This window comes from Azospirillum sp. (genome assembly GCF_050789165.1).
In genome coordinates this window covers 48,450-71,781 of record NZ_JBOZRT010000033.1, presented here as the reverse complement: position 1 = coordinate 71,781, position 23,332 = coordinate 48,450, and the positions used below count along the sequence as shown (strand labels likewise).

Genomic DNA, 23,332 nt, shown 5'->3' with positions numbered 1-23,332 from the left:
TCAGTCCCCCGGCCCGAAGCGCTTGCGGGTCAGCGCCAGCACCATGCCCATGCCGAAGCCCAGCGCGATCAGCGACGAGCCGCCGTAGCTGATGAAGGGCAGCGTCATGCCCTTGGTCGGCATCAGGTGCAGCGACGAGCCCATGTTGATCGCCGCCTGCAGGCCGAACTGGATCAGCAGGCCGGCCGCGGCGAGCAGCGCGAAGTAATTGGTCTCGTTGAACACCCGGGCGAAGCCGCGCAGCACGATGAAGGCGAACAGGAAGACGATGAACAGGCAGAAGATCAGCCCCATCTCCTCGCCGGCGACGGCGAAGATGAAGTCGGCGTGGCTGTCCGGCAGCGAGAACTTCACCGTCCCCTGGCCCGGCCCGGTGCCGAGCAGGCCGCCGTTGGCGAACGCCTCCATGGAGCGGCTGACCTGGTAGTTGTCGCCCGCCGCCGGGTCGAGGAAGCGGTCGATGCGGCTGGCGAAGTGCGGCAGCGTGAAGTACGCGCCGATCAGGCCGGCGACGCCGACGCCGGCCAGGATCATCACCAGCAGGATGTTCAGGCCGGCCAGGAAGAACTGGGTGAACCACACGGCGGAGACCACGAAGGTCATCCCCATGTCCGGTTGCAGGATCAGGCCCGCCACCGTCACGCCGTACAGCGCGATCGACACCAGGGCGCCGGGAAAGCCCGGGTTGGTGCGCGACAGCGAGAACAGCCACGCGGCGACCACCGCGAAGGCCGGCTTGACGAACTCCGAGGGCTGGATCGACAGACCGGGCACGTGGATCCAGCGCCGGGCGCCCTTGATCTCCACGCCGACCACCAGCGTCGCGAACACCAGCGCCAGCGCCGCGATGTACATGAACAGGGCCGCGCGCTTCACGCCCTTGGGCGACAGCAGCGAGATGGCGACCATGATCGCCACGGCCGGCGCCAGCATCATCAGGTGGCGCTCGACGAAGTAGAAGGTGTCCTGGATGCCGATGCGCTCGGCCACCGGGGGGCTGGCGGCGGTGATCAGCACGGTGCCCAGCGCCATCAGCACGGCCAGCGCGCCGAGCTGCACCCGGTCGATGGTCCACCACCAGCGGCCGAAGACGGACTGGTCGGTACGGTCGAACGTGATCATGCCGCACCCCCGGAAAGCTCGTTGACGTGCCTGACGAACGCGTCGCCGCGCGCCTCGAAGCTGGTGAACTGGTCCCACGACGCGCAGGCCGGCGACAGCAGCACGCAGGCGTTCGCCTTCTTCTCGGCCAGCGCCAGCTCGGCGGCCTTGCCGACCGCCACGTCCAGCGTGCCGCAGCGGGTGTGCGGAACGTTGCGCTCGGCCAGCCACGCGGCGAACGGCTCGGTTGCCTCGCCGATCAGGAAGGCGTGGCGGACGCGGCCCATGTAGCCGTCGAGGCCGGCGAGCCCGGTGCTCTTGGCCTGCCCGCCGAGGATCCAGTAGATCGGGTCGAAGGTCGCCAGCGCCTTCTCGGCCGCGTCGGCGTTGGTCGCCTTGCTGTCGTTGACGAAGCGCACGTTGTCGATGGTGCGCACCAGCTGCTGGCGGTGCGCCAGGCCGGGGAAGGTCGTCATGGCGGCGACGATGGCCGGCGCCGGCACGCCCGCGGCCTTGCAGGCGGCGAAGGCGGCGGCGGCGTTCTGCCAGTTGTGCTTGCCCAGCAGCGTCGGGAAGCTGGTCAGGTCGGCGACGCGCTCGGCCGTGCCTTCGGTGTCGTCGATCAGCCAGCCGGCGTCGGCGTAGACGCCGCCCGGCACGCGGCCTTCGGCGGAGATCGGCCAGACGCGCTGGTCGCCGACGGCTTTCAGGTCCTCACAGATCTTGCGGCAGATCGCGTCGTCCACGCCGATGACGGCGGTGCGCGGCTTGGTCTGGCGGTGGAAGATCAGTTTCTTGGCGGCGACGTAGCCGTCCATGCCGCCGTGGCGGTCCAGGTGGTCCGGCGTGACGTTCAGCAGAACCGCGACGTCGAAGGTGATCGAGAAGGTCAGCTCGAGCTGGTAGCTCGACATCTCCAGCACGTAGGTGCCGCCCACGCCCAGCGGGTCGAGCGTCAGCACCGGCGTGCCCAGGTTGCCGCCCACCGCGACGCGGCGTCGGGCTTCCTGCATCACGTGGCTGATCAGCGAGGTGGTGGTCGACTTGCCGTTGGTGCCGGTGATGCCGACGTAGGCCGCATCGCGCTCGGAGCGGGCCAGCAGCTCGATATCGCAGACGATTTCCAGGTTGGCAGCGCGCGCGCGCTCGGCCACCGGGTGCGGCTTGGGGAAGGTGTGCGGGATGCCCGGTGACCAGACGATGGTCGTCAGCTCCGACAGGTCGGCGGTGGTGAGGTCGACCACGCGGTAACCGGCGGCCTCCGCCTCGTCGCGCTTGGCCTGGCTGTCGTCCCACACCCAGACCTCGGCGCCGGCCCTGGCGAGCGCGTCGGCGGTGGCCATGCCGGACTTGCCGAGGCCCATGACCGCCACGGGCAGACCGTCCATGTAGAAGAGGTTGATCATGCCGGCCTCACCGCAGCTTCAGGGTGGACAGGCCGACCAGCGCCAGCACGCCGGCGATGATCCAGAAGCGGATGACGACCGTCGGCTCGGCCCAGCCCTTCTTCTCGAAGTGATGGTGCAGCGGCGCCATGCGGAAGACGCGCTTGCCCGTCAGCTTGAAGGAGGCGACCTGGACGATCACCGACACCGTCTCCAGCACGAACAGGCCACCGATGATGGCCAGCACGATCTCGTGCTTGGTCACCACCGCGATGGCGCCCAGCGCGCCGCCCAGGGAGAGCGAGCCGGTGTCGCCCATGAACACCATGGCCGGCGGCGCGTTGAACCACAGGAAGCCGATGCCGGCGCCGATCAGCGCGCCGCAGAACACCGCCAGCTCGCCGGCGCCCGGCACGTGGTGGATCTGCAGGTAGTTGGAGAAGATCGCGTTGCCGGTGAGGTAGGCGATCAGGCCGAAGCAGCCCGCCGCGATGATGGACGGCACGATGGCCAGCCCGTCCAGGCCGTCGGTCAGGTTCACCGCGTTGGAGGCGCCGACCATGATGAAGGCGCCGAACGGGATGAAGAACCAGCTGAGCTGGATCAGCACGTCCTTGAAGAACGGCACCGCGACGCCGCCCGCCAGCGCCGGCGGCTCCAGCAGCATGACCAGGGTCGTCGCCACCAGGCCGATGCCGATCTCCCAGCCCAGGCGGAAGCGGCTGGACAGGCCCTTGGTGTTGCGCTTGGTCAGCTTCTGGTAGTCGTCGCCGAAGCCGATCAGGCCGTAGCCGACCGTCACGAACAGCACGATCCAGGTGTAGGCGTTGGCGACGTCCATCCACAGGATCGTGCTGACCGTCGTGGCGATCATGATCATCAGGCCGCCCATGGTGGGCGTGCCCTTCTTCTTGAAGTGCGTCTCCGGCCCGTCGGTGCGGATCGGCTGGCCCTCGCCCTGCTTGTGCTTCAGCCAGGCGATCAGGCGCGGGAAGAAGACGAAGCTGATGATGAGCGCGGTGATCACCGCGCCGCCGGTGCGGAAGGTCAGGTACCGGAACAGGTTGAACGGCGTGAAGACGTCCGACAGCGGGAAGAGGAGATTATACAGCATCCGGAACTCAGCCCCGCTGACCGTTGATGGCGGCCTGCGGCCGAGAAGAAGGAGTGTTCTGGTCGAGCGCGGAGAGCGCCTCGACCACCAGCGCCATGCGGCTCCCGGCGGAGCCCTTGACCAGAACCACGTCGCCGCCGCGCACGTCGGCCGCCAGCAGCGGCGCCAGCGCCTTGCTGTCCTCGGCGTACCTGCCGCGCATGGCGGCGGGCAGGCGGTCCCACAGCGCCTTCATGTGCGGGCCGCAGCAGTAGACGGTGTCGATGTGCGCAGCCTTGAGCGGCGTCGACAGGGTGGCGTGCAGCTGGTCGGCGCGGGTGCCCAACTCGCGCATGTCGCCCAGCACGGCGATGCGGCGCCCGCCGGCCCCCGGATCGACCTTGCCCAGCACCTCGATGCTGGCGGCGACCGACACCGGGCTGGCGTTGTAGCTCTCGTCGATCAGCGTGAAGGCGCCGTGCGCCAGCTGGACGCGCTTGCGCGTGCCGCGGCCCTTGACCGGCTGCAGGGTGGACAGCGAACGCGCCGCCGTGGCGAGGTCGCCGCCGGCCGCGCGCACCGCCAGCAGCACGGCGAGGCTGTTCATCACCCAGTGCTTGCCGGGCAGCGACAGGCAGTACTGGATGCGCTCCCCCTTGAACGACGCGGTGACGGTCGAGCAGGTGGCGTGCAGCGAGCACTCGAGCAGCCGGGCTTCGGCGTCCTCGTGGCCGCCGAAGCCCCAGATGCGGCTCAGCCCCTGGGTGCGGGCGGCGGCCAGCAGCCGGCCGAAGTGCGGGTTGTCGCGGTTCAGAACGGCGACGCCCTGCGGCGTCATGCCCTCGAAGATCTCGGCCTTGGCGTCGGCGATGGATTCGACCGTCGCGAAGAACTCCAGGTGCACCGCCTCGACCGTGGTGATGACGGCGACCTCCGGCTGCACGAGGCGCGACAGCGGCCCCAGCTCGCCGGCGTGGTTCATGCCCAGCTCGAAGACGGCGAACTGGCTGTCCTCGGGCATGCGCGCCAGCGACAGCGGCACGCCCCAGTGGTTGTTCAGCGAGCCCTCGGTGGCGAAGGTGCGGCCCTGCGCCGACAGGCAGTGGCGCAGCGCCTCCTTGGTGCCGGTCTTGCCGACCGAGCCGGTGACGCCGATCACGCGGGCCTTGGTGCGCATGCGGGCGACGCGGCCCAGGTCGGTCAGGCCGGCCAGCGTGTCCTCGACGGCGAGCAGCGGGGCGTCGGCGGCGACGCCCGCCGGCACGCGGCTGACCATGGCCGCGGCGGCGCCGTTGGCCAGCGCCTGCGCCACGAAGTCGTGCCCGTCGAAGTTCGGCCCCTGGATGGCGACGAAGAGGTCGCCGGGCTCCACCTTGCGGCTGTCGATCGACACGCCGGTGGCGCGCCAGGGGGTGCTCGCCTGGCCGCCAGTGGCGGCGGCGGCGTCCTCGGCGGTCCACAGGACCGGCTTCAGGGCGTCTTCGCTCATGCTCCGGTGATCTCCGCTACGGCGGCCCGGGCCTCGGCCGCATCGTCGAACGGCCGCACCTCGGTGCCGACAATCTGTCCCTGCTCGTGTCCCTTGCCGGCGATGACCAGCACGTCGTCGGGGGCCAGCCCCCGGACGGCCGCGCGGATCGCCGCGTGACGGTCGCCGATCTCCTCGGCTTCCCTGTAGCCTGCGAGCACCTCGGCCCGGACGGACGCCGGATCCTCGGTGCGCGGGTTGTCGTCGGTGACGATGACCCGGTCGGCCAGACGGCCGGCCAGCTCGGCCATCACCGGACGCTTGCCGCGGTCGCGGTCGCCGCCGCAGCCGAACACCACGACCAGTTTCCCGGCCGCGTGCGGGCGGAGCGCCGTCAGCACCGTCTCCAGCGCGTCCGGCGTGTGGGCGAAGTCCACGAACACCGGCGCCCCGTTCGGGTGCGTCGCCACGTGCTGCATGCGCCCCTTGACGCCGTCCAGCGCCGCCAGGGCCTCGATCGCCTTGTCCGCGTCCGAGCCCGTGGCGAGCACGAGACCCAGCGCGCACAGCGCGTTCCACGCCTGGAACCGGCCGACCAGCGGCAGTTCCACCGTGTGCTCGCGCCCGAGGACCGTCAGGTGCAGGCGCTGCCCGTGCGGCATCGGCTCCACGCTGCGGACCGTCAGTTCGCGGCCGGCAAACCCATACCCGAACAGGCGGTGACCGCGTTGGGTACAAATCTCGGCGAGGGCGGAAAATTCCGGGGAGTCCGCGTTCAGCACGGCGCCGCCGCCCGGTGACAAAACGCGTCCGAACAGCTGCGCCTTGGCCTCCGCGTAGGCCTCCATGGACCCGTGATAGTCCAGGTGGTCGCGGGTGAGGTTCGTGAATCCCGCAGCGCTGACCCGCACGCCGTCGAGGCGGAACTGGTCCAGCCCGTGGCTCGACGCCTCCATGGCGAGGTGGTCGACGCCGGCCTCCGCCACCTCGGCGAGCGTCTTGTGCAGCAGCACCGGATCGGGGGTGGTCATGGCGCCGTACTTGTCCACGCCGGGGCCGGTGATGCCCAGCGTGCCCAGCGCCGCCGCCCTGTGGCCGAGCGCGGTCCACAGCTGGCGGGCGAACTGCACGGTGGAGGTCTTGCCGTTGGTGCCGGTCACCGCCACCACCGTCTCCGGCTGGCGGCCGTGGAACGCGGCGGCCATGCGGGCGAAGGCCAGGCGCGGCTGCTCGTCCTCGATCAGCACGGCGGCCGAGCCGGCGGGCAGGGTGGTGCCGGGTGGCGCCAGCACGGCGACGGCCCCCTTGGCCAGCGCGCCCTCGATGAAGGCGCGGCCGTCCGCCTTGGTTCCAGGCAGGGCCGCAAACACAAAACCGGGCTGGACCGCACGGGAGTCGGCGGTCAGCCCGGTCACGTCGATGTCGCGGACCTGATGATGGTCAGCGGGTAGGAGTCGGGACAGAAGCAACGGTGCTCCCCCGGGCTGGAATGGTGCCGTTGATGTTGATGTCCACCGCCGCACGGATGTCCGGCGAGTTCTCGTCCACCGGCTGGACGCCGAGCAGCGGGCCGATCTGCCGGACGATGCGCCCCGCCGTCGGCGCCGCCACCCAGCCGCCCGTGGCGAAACCGTAGGTCTTGGCGGTCGCCTTCGGCTCGTCGATCAGCACGTAGACGATGTAGCGCGGGTCGTGCATCGGGAAGGCGCCGAGGAACGACGACATGCGCGCGTTCTTGACGTAGTGGCGCCCCTTCTGCTTGTCGGCGGTGCCGGTCTTGCCGCCCACGACGTAGCCGGGCGCGGCCGCGCCCTTGGCCGTACCCTCCGTCACCACCAGGCGGAACAGCCGGCGCATGACGTCGGAGGTCTGCGGCGAGACCACGCGCTCGCCCGGCACCTCGGCGTTGGGGTCGCGCTTCAGCAGGGTCGGCGGGTGCATGATGCCGCCGTTGATCACCGACGCGGCCGCCGCCACGGTGTGCATCGGGCTGACCGAGATGCCGTGACCGAACGAGATGGTCATGGCGTTGATCTCGCGCCAGGGGTTCGGCACGAGGGGCCAGCCGTTCTCCGGCAGCTCCAGCGAGGTCGGGCGCATGAAGCCCATCCTCTGCATGAAGGCGCGCTGCGTCGGGATGCCCGCGGTCAGCGCCATGCGGACCGAGCCGATGTTGGACGAGTGCTGGAAGATCTCCGCCACCGTCAGCGCGCGGTGCATGTTGTGGTAGTCGCTGATGGTGAAGCGGCCGATGGAGATCGGCTTGGCGGCGTCGAACAGGTCGGTCGGGCGCACCTTGCCCGATTCCAGCGACATGGCGGTGTTAAAGATCTTGAAGGTGGAGCCCATCTCGAACACGCCGAGCGTCGCCCGGTTGAACAGCGTGTCCTGGTCGAGGCCCGTGGGGTCGTGCGGGTCGAAGTCGGGCAGCGACACCATCGCCAGCACTTCGCCGGTCTTGACGTCGTAGACCATGCCGGCCGCGCCCACCGCGCGGAACTCCTCCACCGCGGCCGACACTTCCTTCTTCAGGATGTGCTGCAGGCGCAGGTCGAGCGAGAGCTGCAACGGCCTCGGGTCGTTGCGCAGCCGGCTGTCGAAGCCGCGCTCCAGCCCGGCCAGGCCGTTGTTGTCGATGCCGGTGTAGCCGACGACGTGCGACGCCAGCTGCGTCGCCGGGTAGAAGCGGCGCTCCTCGCGCTCGAAATACAGGCCGGGCAGGCCCAGGCGGTGCACCTGCGCCTGCTGGCGCGGCGTCAGGTTGCGCTTGATCCAGACGAAGCGCTTCTCGCTGGAGAGCTTCTCGTAGACTTCCTTGTAGTCGAGCTCCGGCAGCACGGAGACCAGCTTGCGCGCGGCCTCCTTGGCGTCGATGACCACCTTGGGATCGGCGTGCAGCGACGCGGTGGCCAGCGAGGTCGCCAGCAGGTTGCCGTTGCGGTCGACGATGTCGGCGCGGCCGACCGGCGGGGCGTGCGCCTCGGCGGCCTGGATCTGCCGCGGTTCGGCGCCGCCGCGCAGCAGCGTGGCGTCCACCAGCTTGGCGCCGATGGCGGTGAAGGCGAGCGTGACCACGGCCGCGGTCACCATCAGGCGGTTGCGCGTCTGCTCCAGCGCGACGGAGAGCGAGCTGCGCGGCTTGCTCACCGTCGGCGCGGAGGCGTAGACCGCCCCGATGGGATCGTAGCCGAGCCGCGTGTCGGTCATCGGTTGCCTCCGAGGCGGGCGATCATCACGCCCAGCGAATCGGTCTTCGGCGGCGCCGGCGGCTGCTTGGCCGGGACAAGGTTCTTCGGCGGCGTCAGGGTCTGCGGCGCCGGCTGCTGCGGCTTGGCGACGGCCGGCTGCACCTTCGGCGCCACCTTGGCGGCGGCCGGCTCCGCGGGGGCGGGAGGCTGATGGGCGGGCGGGGCAGGGACCTTGGCCGGCGCCGGGGCGGACTTTACCACCGCCTGGATCGCCGCCGGGGCCGGCGCGGCGGCGGGCGCCGACGCCCGGACGATGCCGCTCTGCGTCTGCAGCGGCGACAGGCCGGCCATCGGCGGGATCTCCGGCAGCGGGGCAGGGGCCGGGCGCATCGGTATGATCTCGGCGGACGCCACGAACTGCCGGGCGTCGGTCGGGCGCAGCGACAGGTGCGTGCGCGCCAGCGTCTCCAGCCGCGACGGGTCGTTCATGTAGCTCCACTCCGCCTTCAGGATCTGGATGGCCTCCTGTTCGGCGACGATCTTGCGGTTCAGGGTCGCGAGCTGCTCCTCGCGGTTCTGCACCGTGTAGCTGGTCTGGAAGAGGACGGCGCCGGCGACGCCGGCCAGCCCGAGCCAGACCAGAGCGGATTTGCCCTTCATGCCGCCTCCTTGGCGGGCGCCGGGAAGGCCGGCGCCGCGGTGCGTTCAGCCGCGCGCAGCCGGGAGGAGCGCGCGCGGGGGTTGTTCTTCAGCTCCGCCTCGCCGGGCGCCACGGGCTTCCGGTGGATCAGGCGGAACGAGGGTTGGCGCTGGTCGCCGGCCACTGCGGGGGCGTGGCGCGACGGGGCCGGGGGAGGGGAGGAGCGCTCCTTCAGGAACGCCTTGACCTCGCGATCCTCCAGCGAATGGAAGGAGACGACGGCGAGCCGCCCGCCCGGCTTCAGGATGCGCTCGGCGGCGGCGAGGCCGCGGCGGATCTCGCCCAGCTCGTCGTTCACGTGGATGCGCAGGCCCTGGAAGGTGCGGGTCGCCGGGTCGATGCCGTCGCGGCCCGACTTCGGCACCACGCGGCGCACGATGTCGGCCAGCTGCGCCGTGCGGGTGATCGGCGCCTCCTTGCGGGCGGCGACGATGGCGCGGGCGACGCGGCGCGCCATGCGCTCCTCGCCGTAGTGGAAGACGATGTCGGCCAGCTCCTCCTCCGACGCGGCATTCACCACGTCGGCGGCGCTCGGCCCATCCCGTCCCATGCGCATGTCGAGCGGGCCGTCGAAGCGGAAGGAGAAGCCGCGCTCCGCTTGGTCGAGCTGCGGGGAGGAGACGCCGAGATCGAGCGCCACGCCGTCCACCGACTCGACTCCGCGCTCGCCCAGCAGGGAGTCCATGGCGCCGAAGCGGCCTTCGACCACCTCGATCCGGCCGGGGTGGGCGAGGGCGAGCGCCCTGCCCCGCTCCACGGCGTCGGGATCGCGATCGATGCCCCAGACGCGGCAATCGGCCGCAGCCAGGATGGCGCGGCTGTAACCGCCGGCGCCGAAGGTGCCGTCCACGTAGACGCCGCCGTCGACAGGCATCAGGGCTTCGACCACCTCGGCCAGCAGGACCGGGGTGTGCAGGGGGTAGGCCGGGGTCATGCGCCCTCCCCTCCTCGCGCGGCGGCGCCGCGGGATGCCTTGGCGACGATCTGGCTGAGCGAGATGTCCTTGCGCACGACCTGGTCGCGCAGCGCGTTCTCGTGTGCCTGCAGGGCCTTCGGCTCCCACACCTGGAAGGTCTTGCGGCGGCCGATGAAGGAGGCTTCCTCGGTGATGCCGGCGAACTCGGCCAGCGAGGGCGGCAGGGAGATGCGGCCCTCGTTGTCCATGGAGACGGGGATCAGCTTGCCGAAGATGAACGTCTCGATCATCTCGCGCTCGTCGGAGTCGAGGTCGGGGGACTCGAGGCTGTCGGAGAGGATGTCGAGATAGTCCTGGTCGGCGCCTTCCAGGCACTGATGGTTCAGCGACGGCCAGAGATAGACCGTTCCCGGCGCAGACGTCTTGGCAAGGGACTGGCGGAACTGCGCCGGAATCGAGACGCGCCCCTTCCTGTCGACCTTGTTGACGTATGTGGACAGGAATACGGCCATAGGCCCCTTGGTCTCCCCCGAAAACCCGCCGCGGCAACACCGCCGCGCCCTACGACCCGAAAGCCCCCGTTGGACCCAAAGATGTACCTACACTGGGTAGGGATACCCTCTTCTCTGGGTGTCTATGGGATAGCATGGGACGGTATGGGCGTCAACGGGCCCTCTAGTAATCGGTCTGGGGTGTCAAGACATTTCGCCGGATGTGTTGCTTCTCAGCAAATAGGTAATCGGCATTTGAGAATTCTCGCAACATTCCAGCAGTTTATCGGGCTGTGGATAACTTATCCACAGAAGGTTCCACGAATGTTCCTGGAACGAAGCGTTGTTGGATCATGAAATAACATTGCGCACGTACGAATCGTATCCCCCGAATGGCCTACCTGCAGTGGGTAGGCGGCACGGGGCGGGCATGGGATAGCATGGGAATGCGCCCCAAGATATCCACCGCCTGTGGAAAGATGTGGGGATAAAATGCCAGACGGCCTGTAAGCCGGGTTTTGTCCCCGGGGATGAACCCCGGTGGATGGTCATTCATCTGGGACGCCCGTTACCGGACGCCTCGCGCGACCAACCCGGACGGCAGCGCGGAAACACGCTTGGCCCACAGCATCCCAAGGATGCCGGGCCCGGCCGTCCCTATTCGGTCTTGCTCCCGGTGGGGTTTACCCTGCCACCCCCGTTGCCGGGGGCGCGGTGCGCTCTTACCGCACCCTTTCACCCTTACCCAAGGCCCCCCTGGAAAACCAAGGTTGCTGTGGGCGGTTTGCTTTCTGTGGCACTTTCCCTGGGGTTGCCCCCGCCGGCCGTTAACCGGCACCGTGTTTCCGTGGAGCCCGGACTTTCCTCCCCCGGCGCGAAGCCGAAGGCGACCATCCAGCCGTCTGGCAGGGGCCTATTTATAGGGACGACTCGCCGGATGCAACGGTGGTGGGGGATTTTCCCAGATCGACGTTGGCGTAGAGCAGGGCGAGGGGCTGTGCATAACCGACGCTGTCGAGGCGCAGCACGTCCTCCGGCTCGGTCAGCAGGTCGACCTGCCAGCGCGTGTCGTCCAGGCGCCGGTGGACCTCGGCGTACAGCCGTTCGGAATGGACCAGCACGATCTCCTGCACCGAGGGGATGGAGCGGTAGACCGGCAGCTTGACCTTGCGGTCGTCCGCCTCGGTGGAGGGGGAGAGGATCTCGACGATGACGACCGGATTGGGGATGGCGTACTGCCCCGCCTCGTGTGGCGAGCAGGTCACCGCGAGGTCGCCCTGGAAGTAGGTGCGGATGCTGTTCGGCTTGAGGATGCCGGCCTCGGACCGGACGTGGCAGGGCGGGCGCGCGTCGAGCGTGTTCGCGAGGTGGCGGCCGAAATTGGCTGCGATGATCTGGTGGCCGCCGTAGGTCGGCGCCATGGCGACGGGCACGCCGTCGATCAGCTCGTAACGCGTGTCGGTCCCGTCGTCCCAGACGAGGAACTCGTCCACGGTCATGCGCTTGTAGGCGAACTCGGACATGGGGGCCTCCGACGCCAGCCGATGCCTTTAATATAATGGAGAAGCCGGCGCGCGGCGATACCGCCTACCGCCCCGTCACCCGCACCAGCGCCCGCAACCGCCGCACCGTCTCGTCATCCGCCACGCCGGTCATCCGCTCCGGCAGGAAGTGGCGCTGGAACGACAGCAGCGCGCGCGGCGCGGCGGCGTCGTACCCATAGCGTCCCAGCAGTTCCGCCACCTCGTCGCCGGTGAACGGCCCCTCGTCCGCCTGGGACGGCATGGGCCAGAGCCCGACGCCGGCCCGCGCCAGCCGGGGCCAGTCGAACAGCTCGCCGGGATCCTCCTTGCGCGCCGGGGCGATGTCGCTGTGGCCGAGCGCGTCCTCGGCGCGGATCCCATGGCGTCCCATCACGGCCACGCACAACTCCTCCACCGCGTCCATCTGCACGGGCGGAAAGGGGCGGTAGCCGAACTCGTGGCCGGGGTTGACGATCTCGATGCCGATGGAGCGGCCGTTGACGTCGCCCAGCCCCCGCCACGAACTCACCCCGGCGTGCCAGGCGCGGCGGTCCTCGGGGACGTGGGCGTAGACGGTGCCGTCCTCGTCCACGGTGTAGTGGGCGCTGACCTGGGCGGCCGGGTCGCACAGGCGGGACAGCGCGTGGGCCGCCGTCGGCATGCCGGTGTAATGGAGGATGAGCAGCTCGGCGCGCGCCCCGTCCGGCCGCGGCCCGTGGTTGGGGGAGGGGAGGTCGATCAGGCGCACGGCAACCCCTCCTAGGTCAGGTTCGTCACCTTGTCGTTCACCACCACGCGCGGCCGGCGCAGCACGATGATGCCCACCCCCGCCACCGTCATCAGGCCGCCGACCGCCAGGGTCCAGGTCACCGGCTCGCCCAGCAGCACGACGCCGGACAGCACGCCGAACAGCGGGATCAGCAGCATGAACGGCACCGCCTGGTTGACGTCGTAGCGCCGCATCAGCCGGTACCACAGCCCGTACGCCACGATGGTCGCCAGCACCGCTATATAAAGAAGCGAGCCCCAGCCGGCCCAGCTGGCGTTCCGCACCGCCTCCCACTGGCCGTGCTCGAACAGCGCCGAGAGCACCAGCAGCTGCGGCGCCGCGAACAGCCCCATCCAGGCGTTCAGCGCGAAGCCGTCGATGTCGCCCAGCCGCTTGATCTGCACGTTGGCGGCGGCGAAGGCGAAGCTGCCGCCGACCACGAGGCCGAGCGCTCCCAGGCTGTCGCCCAGCCGCGGCTCGCCAGCGATCAGCAGCACGCCGGCGAACGCCACCAGCATGCCGACCGCCCGCTTCCAGCCCAGCCGGTCCTTGAAGACCACCGCCGCCAGCAGCGAGGCGAACGGCACCTGCAACTGCGCCACCACCGAGGCGGTGGCCGCGTCGATGCCCTTGATGCCGTTGAACATCATCGGAAAGTGGATGGTGCCGAGGATGGTCGACAGCGCCAGCACGCCCAGCAGCTTGCCGCGGGGCATCCGCACGAAGGGCAGCAGCAGCGCCGCCACGATGAAGAAGCGCAAGGCCATCAGGAACAGCGGCGGGAACTCCAGCAGCGCGACCTTGGCGACGCCGAAGTTGATGCCCCACAGCGCCACCACCAGCATCGCCACGCCGAGGTCGAGCGGGCTCATCAGGCGACTCTCCCGCTTCCAATACCTTTATGACCGTCATCCCCGCGAAGGCGGGGATCCATAATTCCCAAAGCGTGCGGTCGTGGAACGTATGGATCCCGGCCTTCGCGGGGATGACGGCCTGGAGAAATGGTCGATGGGAGGAACGTGCGCGGCGCGGTGAGGCCCGTCATCCCCGGCCGCCTTCCAATTCCTCGCGCAGCGCCTCCAGCTCCAGCCAGCGCTCCTCGGCCGCCGCCAGCTCGGTCTGCCTGGCGTGCAGCGCGTCCGAGGTCTTCTGGAACTTCGCCGGGTCGCGGGTGAACAGGTCGGGGTCGGCCATCGCCGCTTCCAGCTTCGCGATCTCCGTCCCCAGCTTGTCCATGCGGCCGGGCAGCTCGTCCAGCTCGCGCTGGTCCTTGTAGCTCAGCTTGCCGCGCGGCTTCGGCGCGGCCGGCGCCGTCTCGGCGGGCTTGGGCTTGGCCGCCGCGGGGGCCGCCTTCGCGGCCGGCTGGCGCTGCACCAGATAGTCGGAGTAGCCGCCGGCGTATTCCACCACCGAGCCGTCGCCCTCCAGCGCGATGGTGCTGGTGACCAGCCGGTCGAGGAAGTCGCGGTCGTGGCTGACCAGCAGCAGGGTGCCCTGGTAGTCGCCCAGCACGTCCTCCAGCAGGTCCAGCGTGTCCATGTCGAGGTCGTTGGTCGGCTCGTCGAGGATCATCATGTTGGACGGCCGGGCGAACAGCCGGGCCAGCAGCAGCCGGTTGCGCTCGCCGCCGGACAGGCTCTTGACCGGGCTGTCGAGCTGGCGCGTGTCGAACAGGAAGTCCTTCATGTAGCCGGCGACGTGCCGCGGCTGGCCGTTCACCATCACCTTGTCGCCGCCGAACGGGCAGAGCACGTGGCGGATCGTCTCCTCCGGGTCCAGCCCTTCGCGGCGCTGGTCGAAATAGGCGGTCTCCAGGTTGGTGCCCAGCTTCACCGTGCCGCTGTCCGGCTCCAGCTGCCCGGTCAGGATCTTCAGCAGCGTCGACTTGCCGGCGCCGTTCGGGCCGATCACGCCGACCCGGTCGCCGCGCAGGATGCGGGTGGAGAAGTCCTTCACCACCACCTTGCGCCCCTCGGAGCTGTCGAAGGCCTTGGCGACGTGCTCCGCCTCGATGACCATGCGGCCGCCGCGCTCGGCCTCGGCGATGGCGAGCTTGGCCTGCTGGCCGCCCTTGATGCGCTCGGCGCGGTCGGTGCGCAGCTGCATCAGCGCGCGCACGCGGCCCATGTTGCGGGTGCGGCGGGCCGAGATGCCCTCGCGCAGCCACTTCATCTCGCTCACGATCTTGCGGTCGAGCTTGTGGGCGGCGGCCTCGTCGGCCTCGAACACCTCGGCCTGCCACTCCTCGAACTGCGCGAAGCCCTTTTCCGAGATGCGGATGCCGCCGCGGTCGAGCCACAGCGTGCGCTTCGACAGGTGGGAGAGGAAGGCGCGGTCGTGGCTGATCAGCAGCAGCCCGCCGCGGAACGCCTGCAACTCCTCCTCCAGCCACTCGATGGTGGGCAGGTCGAGGTGGTTGGTCGGCTCGTCCAGCAGCATCACGTCCGGCTCGCCGACCAGCGTACGGCCCAGCGCCGCCCGGCGCGCCTCGCCGCCCGACAGCGTGGTGGGGTCGAGGTGTCCGGCCAGCTGCACGTGGTCGAGGACGGCGTCGACGCGGTGCGCCTCGTCCTGCTCCGGCGCCGGCAGGCCGGCGGCCACGTAGTCGTGCACGGTGGCGAAGCCGGCGAAGTCCGGCTCCTGCGGCAGGTAGGCGACGCGGGAGCCCGGCTGCACGAACACGGTGCCGGCGTCGGCGTGGACCATGCCGGCCAGCACCTTCATCAGCGTCGATTTGCCGGAACCGTTGCGGCCGACGAGGCACGCCTTGTCGCCGCGCCCGACGGCGAGGTCGATGCCTTCGAACAGCGGGCGCCCGCCGAAGGTGACGGACACGCCCTGGAGCGCGACGATGGGAGCGGGAGGGGCCATGATGAGCGGGTCACATAATATAGGAGGCGGAACGGGCGGGGAGGGATGTGTATACCCCTCCCGCCCGCGTCCGGCGACCCCCCAGAAACGCACCCCCAATATTACGGGGCGATCGTCAGCCGGTCGCCGGCTTCGTCCCGGTCTGCGCCGGGGGCACCTGCGTCTCGTTGATCTTGAAGCCGAAATAGGTGCCGCTGCTGATGCCCATCAGGATCAGCAGGTTGTCGTCCAGCTCGGGCATGCCCATGGTGCGCAGGGTCTTCACCAGGAACACCGCGCCCAGCACCGCCGTCCAGACCAGCATCTGCAGGCGGTGTACGCTCAGCCCGTTGGCGTCGGTCAGCACGTCGGTGAAGAAGTCGCGCGACGCGTTGTGGACGTCGTGCGCCAGCTCGTCGAGCTTCATCGCCTTGACGGGCTCGGGGTTGGCCGGCGCGGCGTCCCCCGCCGGCGCGCCCGGCGTCTCCGCCGGGGTCGGCGTCGCCGCGACGGCGGCGGCCGGGGCATCGGCCATCTTCTGGTAGTCGGCGGCGAGTTCGGCGCGCTTCGCGTTCTCGTCCTTCGCCTTGCGCTGGTCCTGGGTCACGGCGAGCAGCGAGGTGCCGCTGACGATGCCCAGCAGGACCAGGGTGTCGCTGCTGATGGTGTCGGTCCGGCCGGTGAAGATGACGATCACCAGGAAGCACATGGTGACGATGAACAGCCACCACAGGAACTGCGTGCGCGACAGGCTGTAGGACGGCCGGCAGTCGCCCGGGCAGGGGACGTTGCCGCCGACGTACTGCGGCGGCATCGGATCGCGCGCGATGTTGGTGCGGAAGACCAGCAGGAAGAAGGCGAGGGGGCCGAGCAGCAGCGTCGCCACCGCCGCCGCGCGCTGCCACGTCGCCGTGTTGCGCACCCAGAGGGGCTGCGCCGGGCCGATCGCGGCCTCCGGCGGGCCGACGTTCACCGACATGCTTTGTCCGCCGAACGCCTCGCCGATGTTGCTCACCGGCCTGTCGACCCGCTTCAGCACCTCGGCGGGCAGGCCCTCGTAGAGCAGCCGGACGGAGGCCCGGACGACCGTCGGGCTTTCGCAGTCCAGCCGCACCTCGCCGACGCTGCCGGCGGCCGGCTTGTCCTCCACGTACAGTTGCCAGGACTGGTTCCGCAGCGCCGTCAGCCAGTCGGTGCAGGTGCCCGCCGCCGCTGTGCCGGGCGCCGGGCCGAGGCGGAAGGTCACCATGTCCCGCGCCGCGATCACGCCGTCGGCCAAGTTGAGGACGGCCAGCGGCGGGGCGGTGGTCTGCGCCGTCGCCAGCCCGGCCGGCGCTGCGATCGTGATCAGGCAGAGAAGTGCGGGCAGCAGCCTGCGGAACATCGGCGGTCGTCCTCAGCGTAGGGAAATACCCCGATGAGGAGAACAGATCAATTTTGCGCAGACAAGCCGTCTATGCAGTCCCGCCCATGCAACGGTGCGATGTTACGCCGGCTGCCGTTCCTTCTGAATACGCGAATATGCGGCGTTGATTGCCGCCATCTTCTCGGTGGCGCGATCGACGAACTCCCCGGGCAGGCCCTGGGCGATCAGGCGGTCGGGGTGATGTTCCTGCACGAGGCGGCGGTAGGCGGCCTTGACCGCCGCGTCGTCGGCGTCGCGCGCCACGCCCAGCACCGCGTAAGGGTCGGCATCCGGCCGGCCGCACAGCGCGCAGTGCTCGGCCAGGATGCGCCGGATCTCGGGCTCGTCGAAGCCGAAGATCCCCGCCACGTCGCGCAGGTAGCCCAATTCCGCGTCGTGCACCTCGCCGTCGGCCTCGGCGATGCGCAACAGGCTTTCCAGCAACTCCTCCAGCACCGGGTCGCCCGGCTTGAACAGGCCGGCGATCTGCCGGGCGTAGACCTCGAAGCCCTGCGAATCACGGCGCGCCAAGTCGAAGACCCGGCCGACGTTCTTCAACTCGTCCGACGGCACCTCGAAGGTGCGCTTGAACGCTTCGACCTCGACGCGGCGGACCAGGCCGTCCACCTTGGCCAGCTTGGCCGCCAGCACGACGACGCCGATGGTGAAGACGATGGACTTGGTGCCGTCCTTCGGCTCGGTGTCCTCTGGCCCGCAGCGCGCGATGTGGTCGACCGCGTGCCCGGCCACCGCGCCCAGCAGCGCGCCCAGCGGCCCGCCGATGGCGAAGCCTGCGGCTCCGCCCAGGATCTTGCCCCAGATGCTCATGGTGTTGCTCCCTTGGTGTCGGAGCATAACGGCGCTCCGCCGCCGCGCCAACTGTGGCGCTTGCGTCACACGCAGGGCTGCATCCCACCCTTTCGATTGGAACTTCCGGCGCCCTCCCCATGTTGCACTGCAATATAAAACGAGAGCCGCGGCACCGACCGTGGCCGCATCGCAGGGACGGACGCTCCGGAACGTGTGTCATCGAGTTGGCTACGTGAGCAGGAGCCCATGCCAGTCTATCGCACGCTGCTTCCGCAGCAACGTCACCGCTATCCCGGCCATCTACTGCGCCTGGAGCGCAAGGACCGCTACGCCCGCTTCGCCGGCACCGTGTCGGACGCGGTGATCGAGCGGCACTGCGCCACCCTCGACTGGGGGCGGACGACGGTGGTCGGCGCCTTTCACCAGGGCGAACTGCGCGGCGCGGTCGAGCTGTGCACCGACCGCCTGATCTGGCCGCATGAGGCCGAGCTGGCGGTCAGTGTCGAGACGCCATTCCAGGGGCAGGGGGTGGGCACCGCGCTGGTCCGCCGCGCCCTCACCATCGCCCGCAATCGCGGCATCGCCAGGGTGCACATGCTGGCGCTGGGCGACAACCGGCGCATCCGGCGGCTTGCCCGGCGGTTCGGCGGCGCGCTGGAGCTGAACGGCGGCGAACTCGCCGTCGCCATCGGCCTGCCGCCGCCCAACCAGTTCTCGCTGGCGCTGGAGGCGTTCGAGGCCGGGGCCGGCGCGGTCGGCGCGGTCCTCGACCAATGGCAGGGGGGCGTGGTCGGGCAGGCCGCATGATCTGTGCCCTGCACATTATTACTTGCTGATGTGTCTATGACCGGGACATTTGCTTTCTGATTGTTGAACAATCATGTCCGAGCCGGTATCGTCATCTATACCCCAATAGAGGTGTGCGGACCGGCGCGATGACGGCATCTTCGGCGAGAGCCACGGCGGAACTGCTGGACGCGCTGTTCCGCCGCTACCATGTGGAAGCCTTCACCGGCGGCCTGAACCCGGCGCAATGGGCGGCCTTGCGCTTCTTCGCCCGCGACCTGACCGACAGCAAGACGGCGGTGTCGCTCGCCCGCTTTCAGGGCGTCAGCCGGGCTAGCGCCAACGACACGGTGCGCGCCCTGGTGCGCAAGGGCCTGCTGGCCCGCATGGTGTCGGCCGAGGACGGCCGCCGGCAGGAGGTCTCGGTCACCGAACAGGGGATGGTGGTGCTGGAGGGCGACCCTCTGGCGCTGCTGTGCAACCCCATCAACGGCTTGGCCGATGAGGTGCGGCGCGACTTTGCCGGCGTCGTCTCGCAGCTCCTGGCGGCCATGCCGGCGCCCTCGCGGGGCAACCGGTAGGGCGTCTTACTCCGCCGCCGCGGCCGGCCGCGCCGCGCCGAACACGGCGTCGAGCAGGCGGGGGGTGTCGAACGGCTTGAACAGCACCGCGTCGGCGCCCAGCGCCTCGGCGCTCGCCAGCGCCTCCAGGGCGGAGCGGCCGGGGCCGCCGCCGGACATGGCGACGATGCGCGACCGCACCCCGGCCTTCCGCAGCCGGCGAATCAGCGTCGCCCCGTCGCAGTCCGGCAGGATGATGTCGATCAGCAGCGCGTCGTAGCCGCGCCCGGCCATCGCCTCGGCGGTCGCCGCATCGGCGGCGAGGTCGACGGCGTCGGCGCGCGGCAGGAGCCGGTCGCGCAGAATGTCACGCAACCCGGCGTCGTCGTCGACGATGAGGACTCGCATGGTTCCGGTGTCCTCCCGCAAAGTGTTTCCGCAGAAAAAACGTTAACATGGCGCCCCGGGAGCCGCCATGCGACAGAATATCCGGAGACAAAGGTAAGGACTCGTCCGCAGCGCCCGGGTGCGCCGTTTCGACGCGATACCGAGGGTTGCGCGCGCTGGCGGGTTGACCTGGGCCCGGCAATCGCCACACTCCGTGCCGCACACCGGGAGGAGCGGGTATGGACACGGGAAGCGCGGGTCGTTGGCAGTTCTGGATCGACCGCGGCGGCACCTTCACCGACATCGTGGCGCGCCGTCCGGACGGCGCGGTGCTGACGCACAAGCTGCTGTCCGAGAATCCGGAGCGCTACCGCGACGCTGCCGTGCAGGGCATCCGCGACCTCCTGGGCCTCGCCCCGGACGAGCCGATCCCGGCCAAGCGGGTCGAGGCGGTGAAGATGGGCACCACCGTCGCCACCAACGCGCTGCTGGAGCGCAAGGGCGAGAAGACCCTGCTGCTGATCACCGAGGGCTTTGCCGACCAGCTGCGCATCGGCTACCAGGCGCGCCCGCACATCTTCGCCCGCCGCATCGTCCTGCCCGAGCTGCTGTACGACCGCGTCATCGAGGTGCCGGAGCGGCTGCGCGCCGACGGCCAGGTGATCCGCCCGGTCGAGCTGCGCCCGGTGCGCCTGGCGCTGGAGCAGGCTTACGCCGAGGGCTTCCGCGCCTGCGCGGTGGTGCTGATGCACGGCTACCGCTTCCCCGACCACGAGCGGCAGGTGGCGGCGCTCGCCCGCTCGCTGGGCTTCACCCAGGTGTCGGTGAGCCACGAGGTCAGCCCGCTGATGAAGATCGTCGGGCGCGGCGACACCACGGTGGTCGACGCCTACCTGTCGCCGATCCTGCACCGCTACGTGCAGCAGGTCGCGGGCGAGCTGAACGGCGTGCGGCTGATGTTCATGCAGTCGAACGGCGGCCTGACCGACGCGCGCTTCTTCCATGGCAAGGACGCCATCCTGTCCGGCCCGGCCGGCGGCGTGGTCGGCGCCGTGCGCACCGCGCGCATGGCCGGCTTCGACAAGGTCATCGGCTTCGACATGGGCGGCACCTCCACCGACGTGACGCACTACGCCGGGGAGTACGAGCGCGCCTTCGAGACGGTGGTGGCCGGCGTGCGCATGCGCGCGCCCATGATGCACATCCATACGGTGGCGGCGGGCGGCGGCTCGGTCTGCGTGTTCGACGGCACCCGCTTCCGCGTCGGGCCGGAGAGCGCCGGGGCCAACCCCGGCCCGGCCTGCTACCGCCGCGGCGGGCCGCTGACGGTGACCGACTGCAACGTCATGGTCGGCAAGCTGCACCCCGACTTCTTCCCGCGCGTCTTCGGACCCAACGCCGACCAGCCGCTCGACGCCGAGGTGGTGCGGGCGAAGTTCACGGCGCTCGCCGCCGAGGTCCGCGACAAGACCGGCCGCGACCTCTCGCCGGAGCAGGTGGCCGAGGGCTTCCTGACCATCGCCGTGGACAACATGGCGAACGCCATCAAGAAGATCTCGGTCCAGCGCGGCTACGACGTCACCAAGTACACCCTCAACGGCTTCGGCGGCGCGGCCGGGCAGCACGTCTGCCTGGTGGCCGACGCGCTGGGCATGACGCGGGTCTTCCTGCACCCGCACGCCGGCGTGCTGTCCGCCTACGGCATCGGGCTGGCCGACACCGTGGCGATCCGCGAGCGCGCGGTGGAGGCGCGCCTGGACGCCGCGCTGATCCCGGCGCTCTCCAAGGCGCTGGACGCGCTGGAGGCCGAGGGCCGGGCCGAGCTGGCCCGCCAGGGCGTCGAGGAGTCCCGCACCGCCATCCTCCGCAAGGCTCTGGTCAAGGTCGAGGGCTCCGACACCCCGCTGCCCGTCGCCTTCGGCCCGCTGGAGGCCATGCAGGCGGCGTTCGAGGCGGCGCACCGCCAGCGCTACGGCTTCATGATGGACGGCAAGCCGCTGGTGGTCGAGGCCGTCTCGGTCGAGGCGGCCGGCCGCACCGAGGCGGCGGACGACGCCGACCTCCCCCCGCCGCCCACCAGCGCGCTGCCGCGCCGGCTCGGCAACCTGACGGTCCACACCGGCGGCCGCTCGCGCGAAGCGCCGGTCTTCGACCGCGACGCGCTGATGCCGGGCAACCGCATCTTCGGCCCGGCGGTGATCCGCGAGACGATCGCCACCACGGTGATCGAGCCCGGCTGGATGGCCGAGGTGACGCGCAAGAACCACCTCGTCCTCACCCGGGTCGAGGCGCTGCCGGCCCGCACCGCCATCGGCACCGCGGCCGACCCGGTGATGCTGGAGGTCTTCAACAACCTCTTCATGTCCATCGCCGAGCAGATGGGCTTCACGCTGGAAAAGACCGCCTACTCGGTGAACATAAAGGAGCGGCTGGACTTCTCCTGCGCCTTGTTCGACGCCGGCGGCGGGCTGATCGCCAACGCGCCGCACATGCCGGTGCACCTGGGATCGATGGGCGAGAGCGTGCGCGCGGTCATCGAAGGCCGTAAGGGCGCCATGACGCCCGGCGACGTCTACATGCTGAACGACCCCTACCACGGCGGCACCCACCTGCCGGACATCACCGTCATCACGCCGGTGTTCGACCAGAAGGGTGAGGAGGTTCTGTTCTACGTCGCCAGCCGCGGCCACCACGCCGACATCGGCGGCGCCACCCCCGGTTCCATGCCGCCGGACAGCACGACCATCGACCAGGAGGGCGTGCTGATCGACAACTTCCTGCTGGTCGAGGGCGGGGCGTTCCGCGAGGCGGAGGCGGTCGAACTCCTGACCTCCGGCCCGCACCCGGTGCGCAACGTCCAGCAGAACCTCGGCGACCTCAAGGCGCAGATCGCCGCCAACGAGAAGGGCGTGCAGGAGCTGCGCCGCGTCTGCGGCCAGTTCGGGCTGGAGACGGTGCGCGCCTACATGCGCCACGTCCAGGACAACGCCGAGGAACAGGTGCGCCGCGCCATCGGCGTGCTGACCGACGGACGCTTCGCCCTGGTGCTGGACAACGGCGCGGTGATCCGGGTGGCGATCGCCATCGACCACGCGACGCGCTCGGCCAGGGTGGACTTCACCGGCACCAGCGCGCAGCTGGCCAGCAACTTCAACGCCCCCAGCGCGGTGTGCCGGGCGGCGGTGCTCTACGTCTTCCGCACCCTGGTGGACGACGAGATCCCGATGAACGAGGGCTGCCTGAAGCCCATCGAGATCGTCATCCCCCAGGGGAGCATGCTGTCCCCCGGCCATCCCGCCGCGGTGGTGGCCGGCAACGTCGAGACCTCGCAGTGCATCACCGACGCGCTGTACGGTGCGCTGGGCGTCATGGCCTCGGCGCAGGGGACGATGAACAACTTCACCTTCGGCAACGCCCGGCACCAGTACTACGAGACGATCTGCGGCGGCTCCGGCGCCGGGCCGGGCTTCCACGGCACGTCGGCGGTGCACACGCACATGACCAACTCCCGCCTCACCGACCCGGAGGTGCTGGAGTGGCGCTTCCCGGTGCTGGTGGAGAGCTTCCGCATCCGCCCCGGCTCCGGCGGGGCCGGCCAGTGGCGGGGCGGCGACGGCGTGGTGCGCAAGGTGCGCTTCCTGGAGCCGATGACCGCCGCCATCCTCTCCAACCGCCGCCGCATCCCGCCCTTCGGCCTGAAGGGCGGCGAGCCGGCCAAGCCCGGCCGCACCTGGGTGCAGCGCACCGACCACCGGGTCGAGGAGCTCGGCCCCACCGACAAGGCGCTGATGGAGGCCGGCGACGTCTTCGTCATCGAGACGCCGGGCGGGGGAGGGTATGGGACGAAGGAGTGACGGCGTCAGCGGGGACGTTTGCGCTTCGGGCCCCCACCCTAACCCT

Annotated in this window: 19 protein-coding genes and 1 other RNA gene; 3 read left to right on the top strand and 17 right to left on the bottom strand. The window is 70.2% G+C overall.

Translation table 11 applies throughout. The features are described from left to right. The 16 genes from ACRWK7_RS06995 to ACRWK7_RS06920 form a co-directional block, all read right to left on the bottom strand. A complete protein-coding gene (locus ACRWK7_RS06995; RefSeq protein WP_431855481.1) occupies positions 1-1,122 on the bottom strand; it encodes an FtsW/RodA/SpoVE family cell cycle protein in 1,122 nt (373 codons plus the stop codon). After that, positions 1,119-2,507 carry a UDP-N-acetylmuramoyl-L-alanine--D-glutamate ligase gene (murD, locus tag ACRWK7_RS06990; protein ID WP_431855480.1) on the bottom strand — a complete coding sequence of 463 codons (1,389 nt, stop codon included), beginning with the start codon at positions 2,505-2,507 and terminating at the stop codon, positions 1,119-1,121. Before murD ends, ACRWK7_RS06995 begins: the two co-directional genes overlap by 4 nt. 7 nt (positions 2,508-2,514) lie before the next feature. Beyond that, positions 2,515-3,600 (bottom strand): phospho-N-acetylmuramoyl-pentapeptide-transferase, encoded by a 1,086-nt coding sequence (gene mraY / locus ACRWK7_RS06985; RefSeq protein WP_431855479.1) that lies wholly within the window; start codon positions 3,598-3,600, stop codon positions 2,515-2,517. 7 nt (positions 3,601-3,607) lie between these two features. Further along, positions 3,608-5,068, bottom strand: coding sequence for a UDP-N-acetylmuramoylalanyl-D-glutamyl-2,6-diaminopimelate--D-alanyl-D-alanine ligase (locus ACRWK7_RS06980; RefSeq protein WP_431855478.1), 1,461 nt, complete (start codon positions 5,066-5,068; stop codon positions 3,608-3,610). Continuing rightward, positions 5,065-6,516 carry a UDP-N-acetylmuramoyl-L-alanyl-D-glutamate--2,6-diaminopimelate ligase gene (locus ACRWK7_RS06975; protein ID WP_431855477.1) on the bottom strand — a complete coding sequence of 484 codons (1,452 nt, stop codon included), beginning with the start codon at positions 6,514-6,516 and terminating at the stop codon, positions 5,065-5,067. The genes ACRWK7_RS06980 and ACRWK7_RS06975 overlap by 4 nt, the downstream gene beginning before the upstream one ends. Further along, positions 6,488-8,254: a peptidoglycan D,D-transpeptidase FtsI family protein gene (locus ACRWK7_RS06970; protein WP_431855476.1), complete on the bottom strand. Its 1,767-nt coding sequence runs from the start codon at positions 8,252-8,254 to the stop codon at positions 6,488-6,490. Before ACRWK7_RS06970 ends, ACRWK7_RS06975 begins: the two co-directional genes overlap by 29 nt. Beyond that, positions 8,251-8,895 (bottom strand): cell division protein FtsL, encoded by a 645-nt coding sequence (gene ftsL / locus ACRWK7_RS06965; RefSeq protein WP_431855475.1) that lies wholly within the window; start codon positions 8,893-8,895, stop codon positions 8,251-8,253. The genes ACRWK7_RS06970 and ftsL overlap by 4 nt, the downstream gene beginning before the upstream one ends. After that, complete coding sequence (gene rsmH / locus ACRWK7_RS06960) at positions 8,892-9,869, bottom strand: 16S rRNA (cytosine(1402)-N(4))-methyltransferase RsmH (RefSeq protein ID WP_431855474.1); 978 nt, start codon at positions 9,867-9,869, stop codon at positions 8,892-8,894. Before rsmH ends, ftsL begins: the two co-directional genes overlap by 4 nt. After that, a complete protein-coding gene (locus ACRWK7_RS06955) occupies positions 9,866-10,363 on the bottom strand; it encodes a division/cell wall cluster transcriptional repressor MraZ (RefSeq protein WP_431855473.1) in 498 nt (165 codons plus the stop codon). Before ACRWK7_RS06955 ends, rsmH begins: the two co-directional genes overlap by 4 nt. A gap of 470 nt (positions 10,364-10,833) precedes the next feature. Further along, positions 10,834-11,248, bottom strand: an RNA gene (rnpB, locus tag ACRWK7_RS06950) — RNase P RNA component class A. An 11-nt stretch (positions 11,249-11,259) separates the two neighbouring features. Further along, positions 11,260-11,865 (bottom strand): Uma2 family endonuclease, encoded by a 606-nt coding sequence (locus tag ACRWK7_RS06945; protein ID WP_431855472.1) that lies wholly within the window; start codon positions 11,863-11,865, stop codon positions 11,260-11,262. A 64-nt stretch (positions 11,866-11,929) separates the two neighbouring features. After that, entirely contained in the window at positions 11,930-12,613 is a 684-nt protein-coding gene (locus ACRWK7_RS06940) for an N-acetylmuramoyl-L-alanine amidase (protein WP_431855471.1), read from the bottom strand. A gap of 11 nt (positions 12,614-12,624) precedes the next feature. Beyond that, positions 12,625-13,506, bottom strand: coding sequence for a DMT family transporter (locus ACRWK7_RS06935; protein WP_431855470.1), 882 nt, complete (start codon positions 13,504-13,506; stop codon positions 12,625-12,627). A 169-nt stretch (positions 13,507-13,675) separates the two neighbouring features. Next, entirely contained in the window at positions 13,676-15,505 is a 1,830-nt protein-coding gene (locus ACRWK7_RS06930) for an ATP-binding cassette domain-containing protein (protein WP_431855469.1), read from the bottom strand. Between the two features lie 115 nt (positions 15,506-15,620). After that, positions 15,621-16,868 carry a hypothetical protein gene (locus ACRWK7_RS06925; RefSeq protein WP_431855468.1) on the bottom strand — a complete coding sequence of 416 codons (1,248 nt, stop codon included), beginning with the start codon at positions 16,866-16,868 and terminating at the stop codon, positions 15,621-15,623. Positions 16,869-16,970: 102 nt separating this feature from the next. Next, positions 16,971-17,717 carry a TerB family tellurite resistance protein gene (locus ACRWK7_RS06920; RefSeq protein ID WP_431855467.1) on the bottom strand — a complete coding sequence of 249 codons (747 nt, stop codon included), beginning with the start codon at positions 17,715-17,717 and terminating at the stop codon, positions 16,971-16,973. 228 nt (positions 17,718-17,945) lie between these two features. Between ACRWK7_RS06920 and ACRWK7_RS06915 the strand changes: the two genes are divergently transcribed. Beyond that, positions 17,946-18,506, top strand: a complete 561-nt coding sequence (locus ACRWK7_RS06915; RefSeq protein WP_431855466.1) for a GNAT family N-acetyltransferase — start codon at positions 17,946-17,948, stop codon at positions 18,504-18,506. Between the two features lie 128 nt (positions 18,507-18,634). Continuing rightward, positions 18,635-19,066, top strand: a complete 432-nt coding sequence (locus ACRWK7_RS06910) for a MarR family transcriptional regulator (protein WP_431855465.1) — start codon at positions 18,635-18,637, stop codon at positions 19,064-19,066. A 6-nt stretch (positions 19,067-19,072) separates the two neighbouring features. Here ACRWK7_RS06910 and ACRWK7_RS06905 read toward each other — a convergent pair whose 3' ends face one another. Next, a complete protein-coding gene (locus ACRWK7_RS06905; protein ID WP_431855464.1) occupies positions 19,073-19,453 on the bottom strand; it encodes a response regulator in 381 nt (126 codons plus the stop codon). Positions 19,454-19,671: 218 nt separating this feature from the next. On the opposite strand from ACRWK7_RS06905, the gene ACRWK7_RS06900 reads away from it, so the two are divergent. Next, positions 19,672-23,286, top strand: coding sequence for a hydantoinase B/oxoprolinase family protein (locus ACRWK7_RS06900; protein ID WP_431855463.1), 3,615 nt, complete (start codon positions 19,672-19,674; stop codon positions 23,284-23,286). Positions 23,287-23,332: the final 46 nt, after the last annotated feature.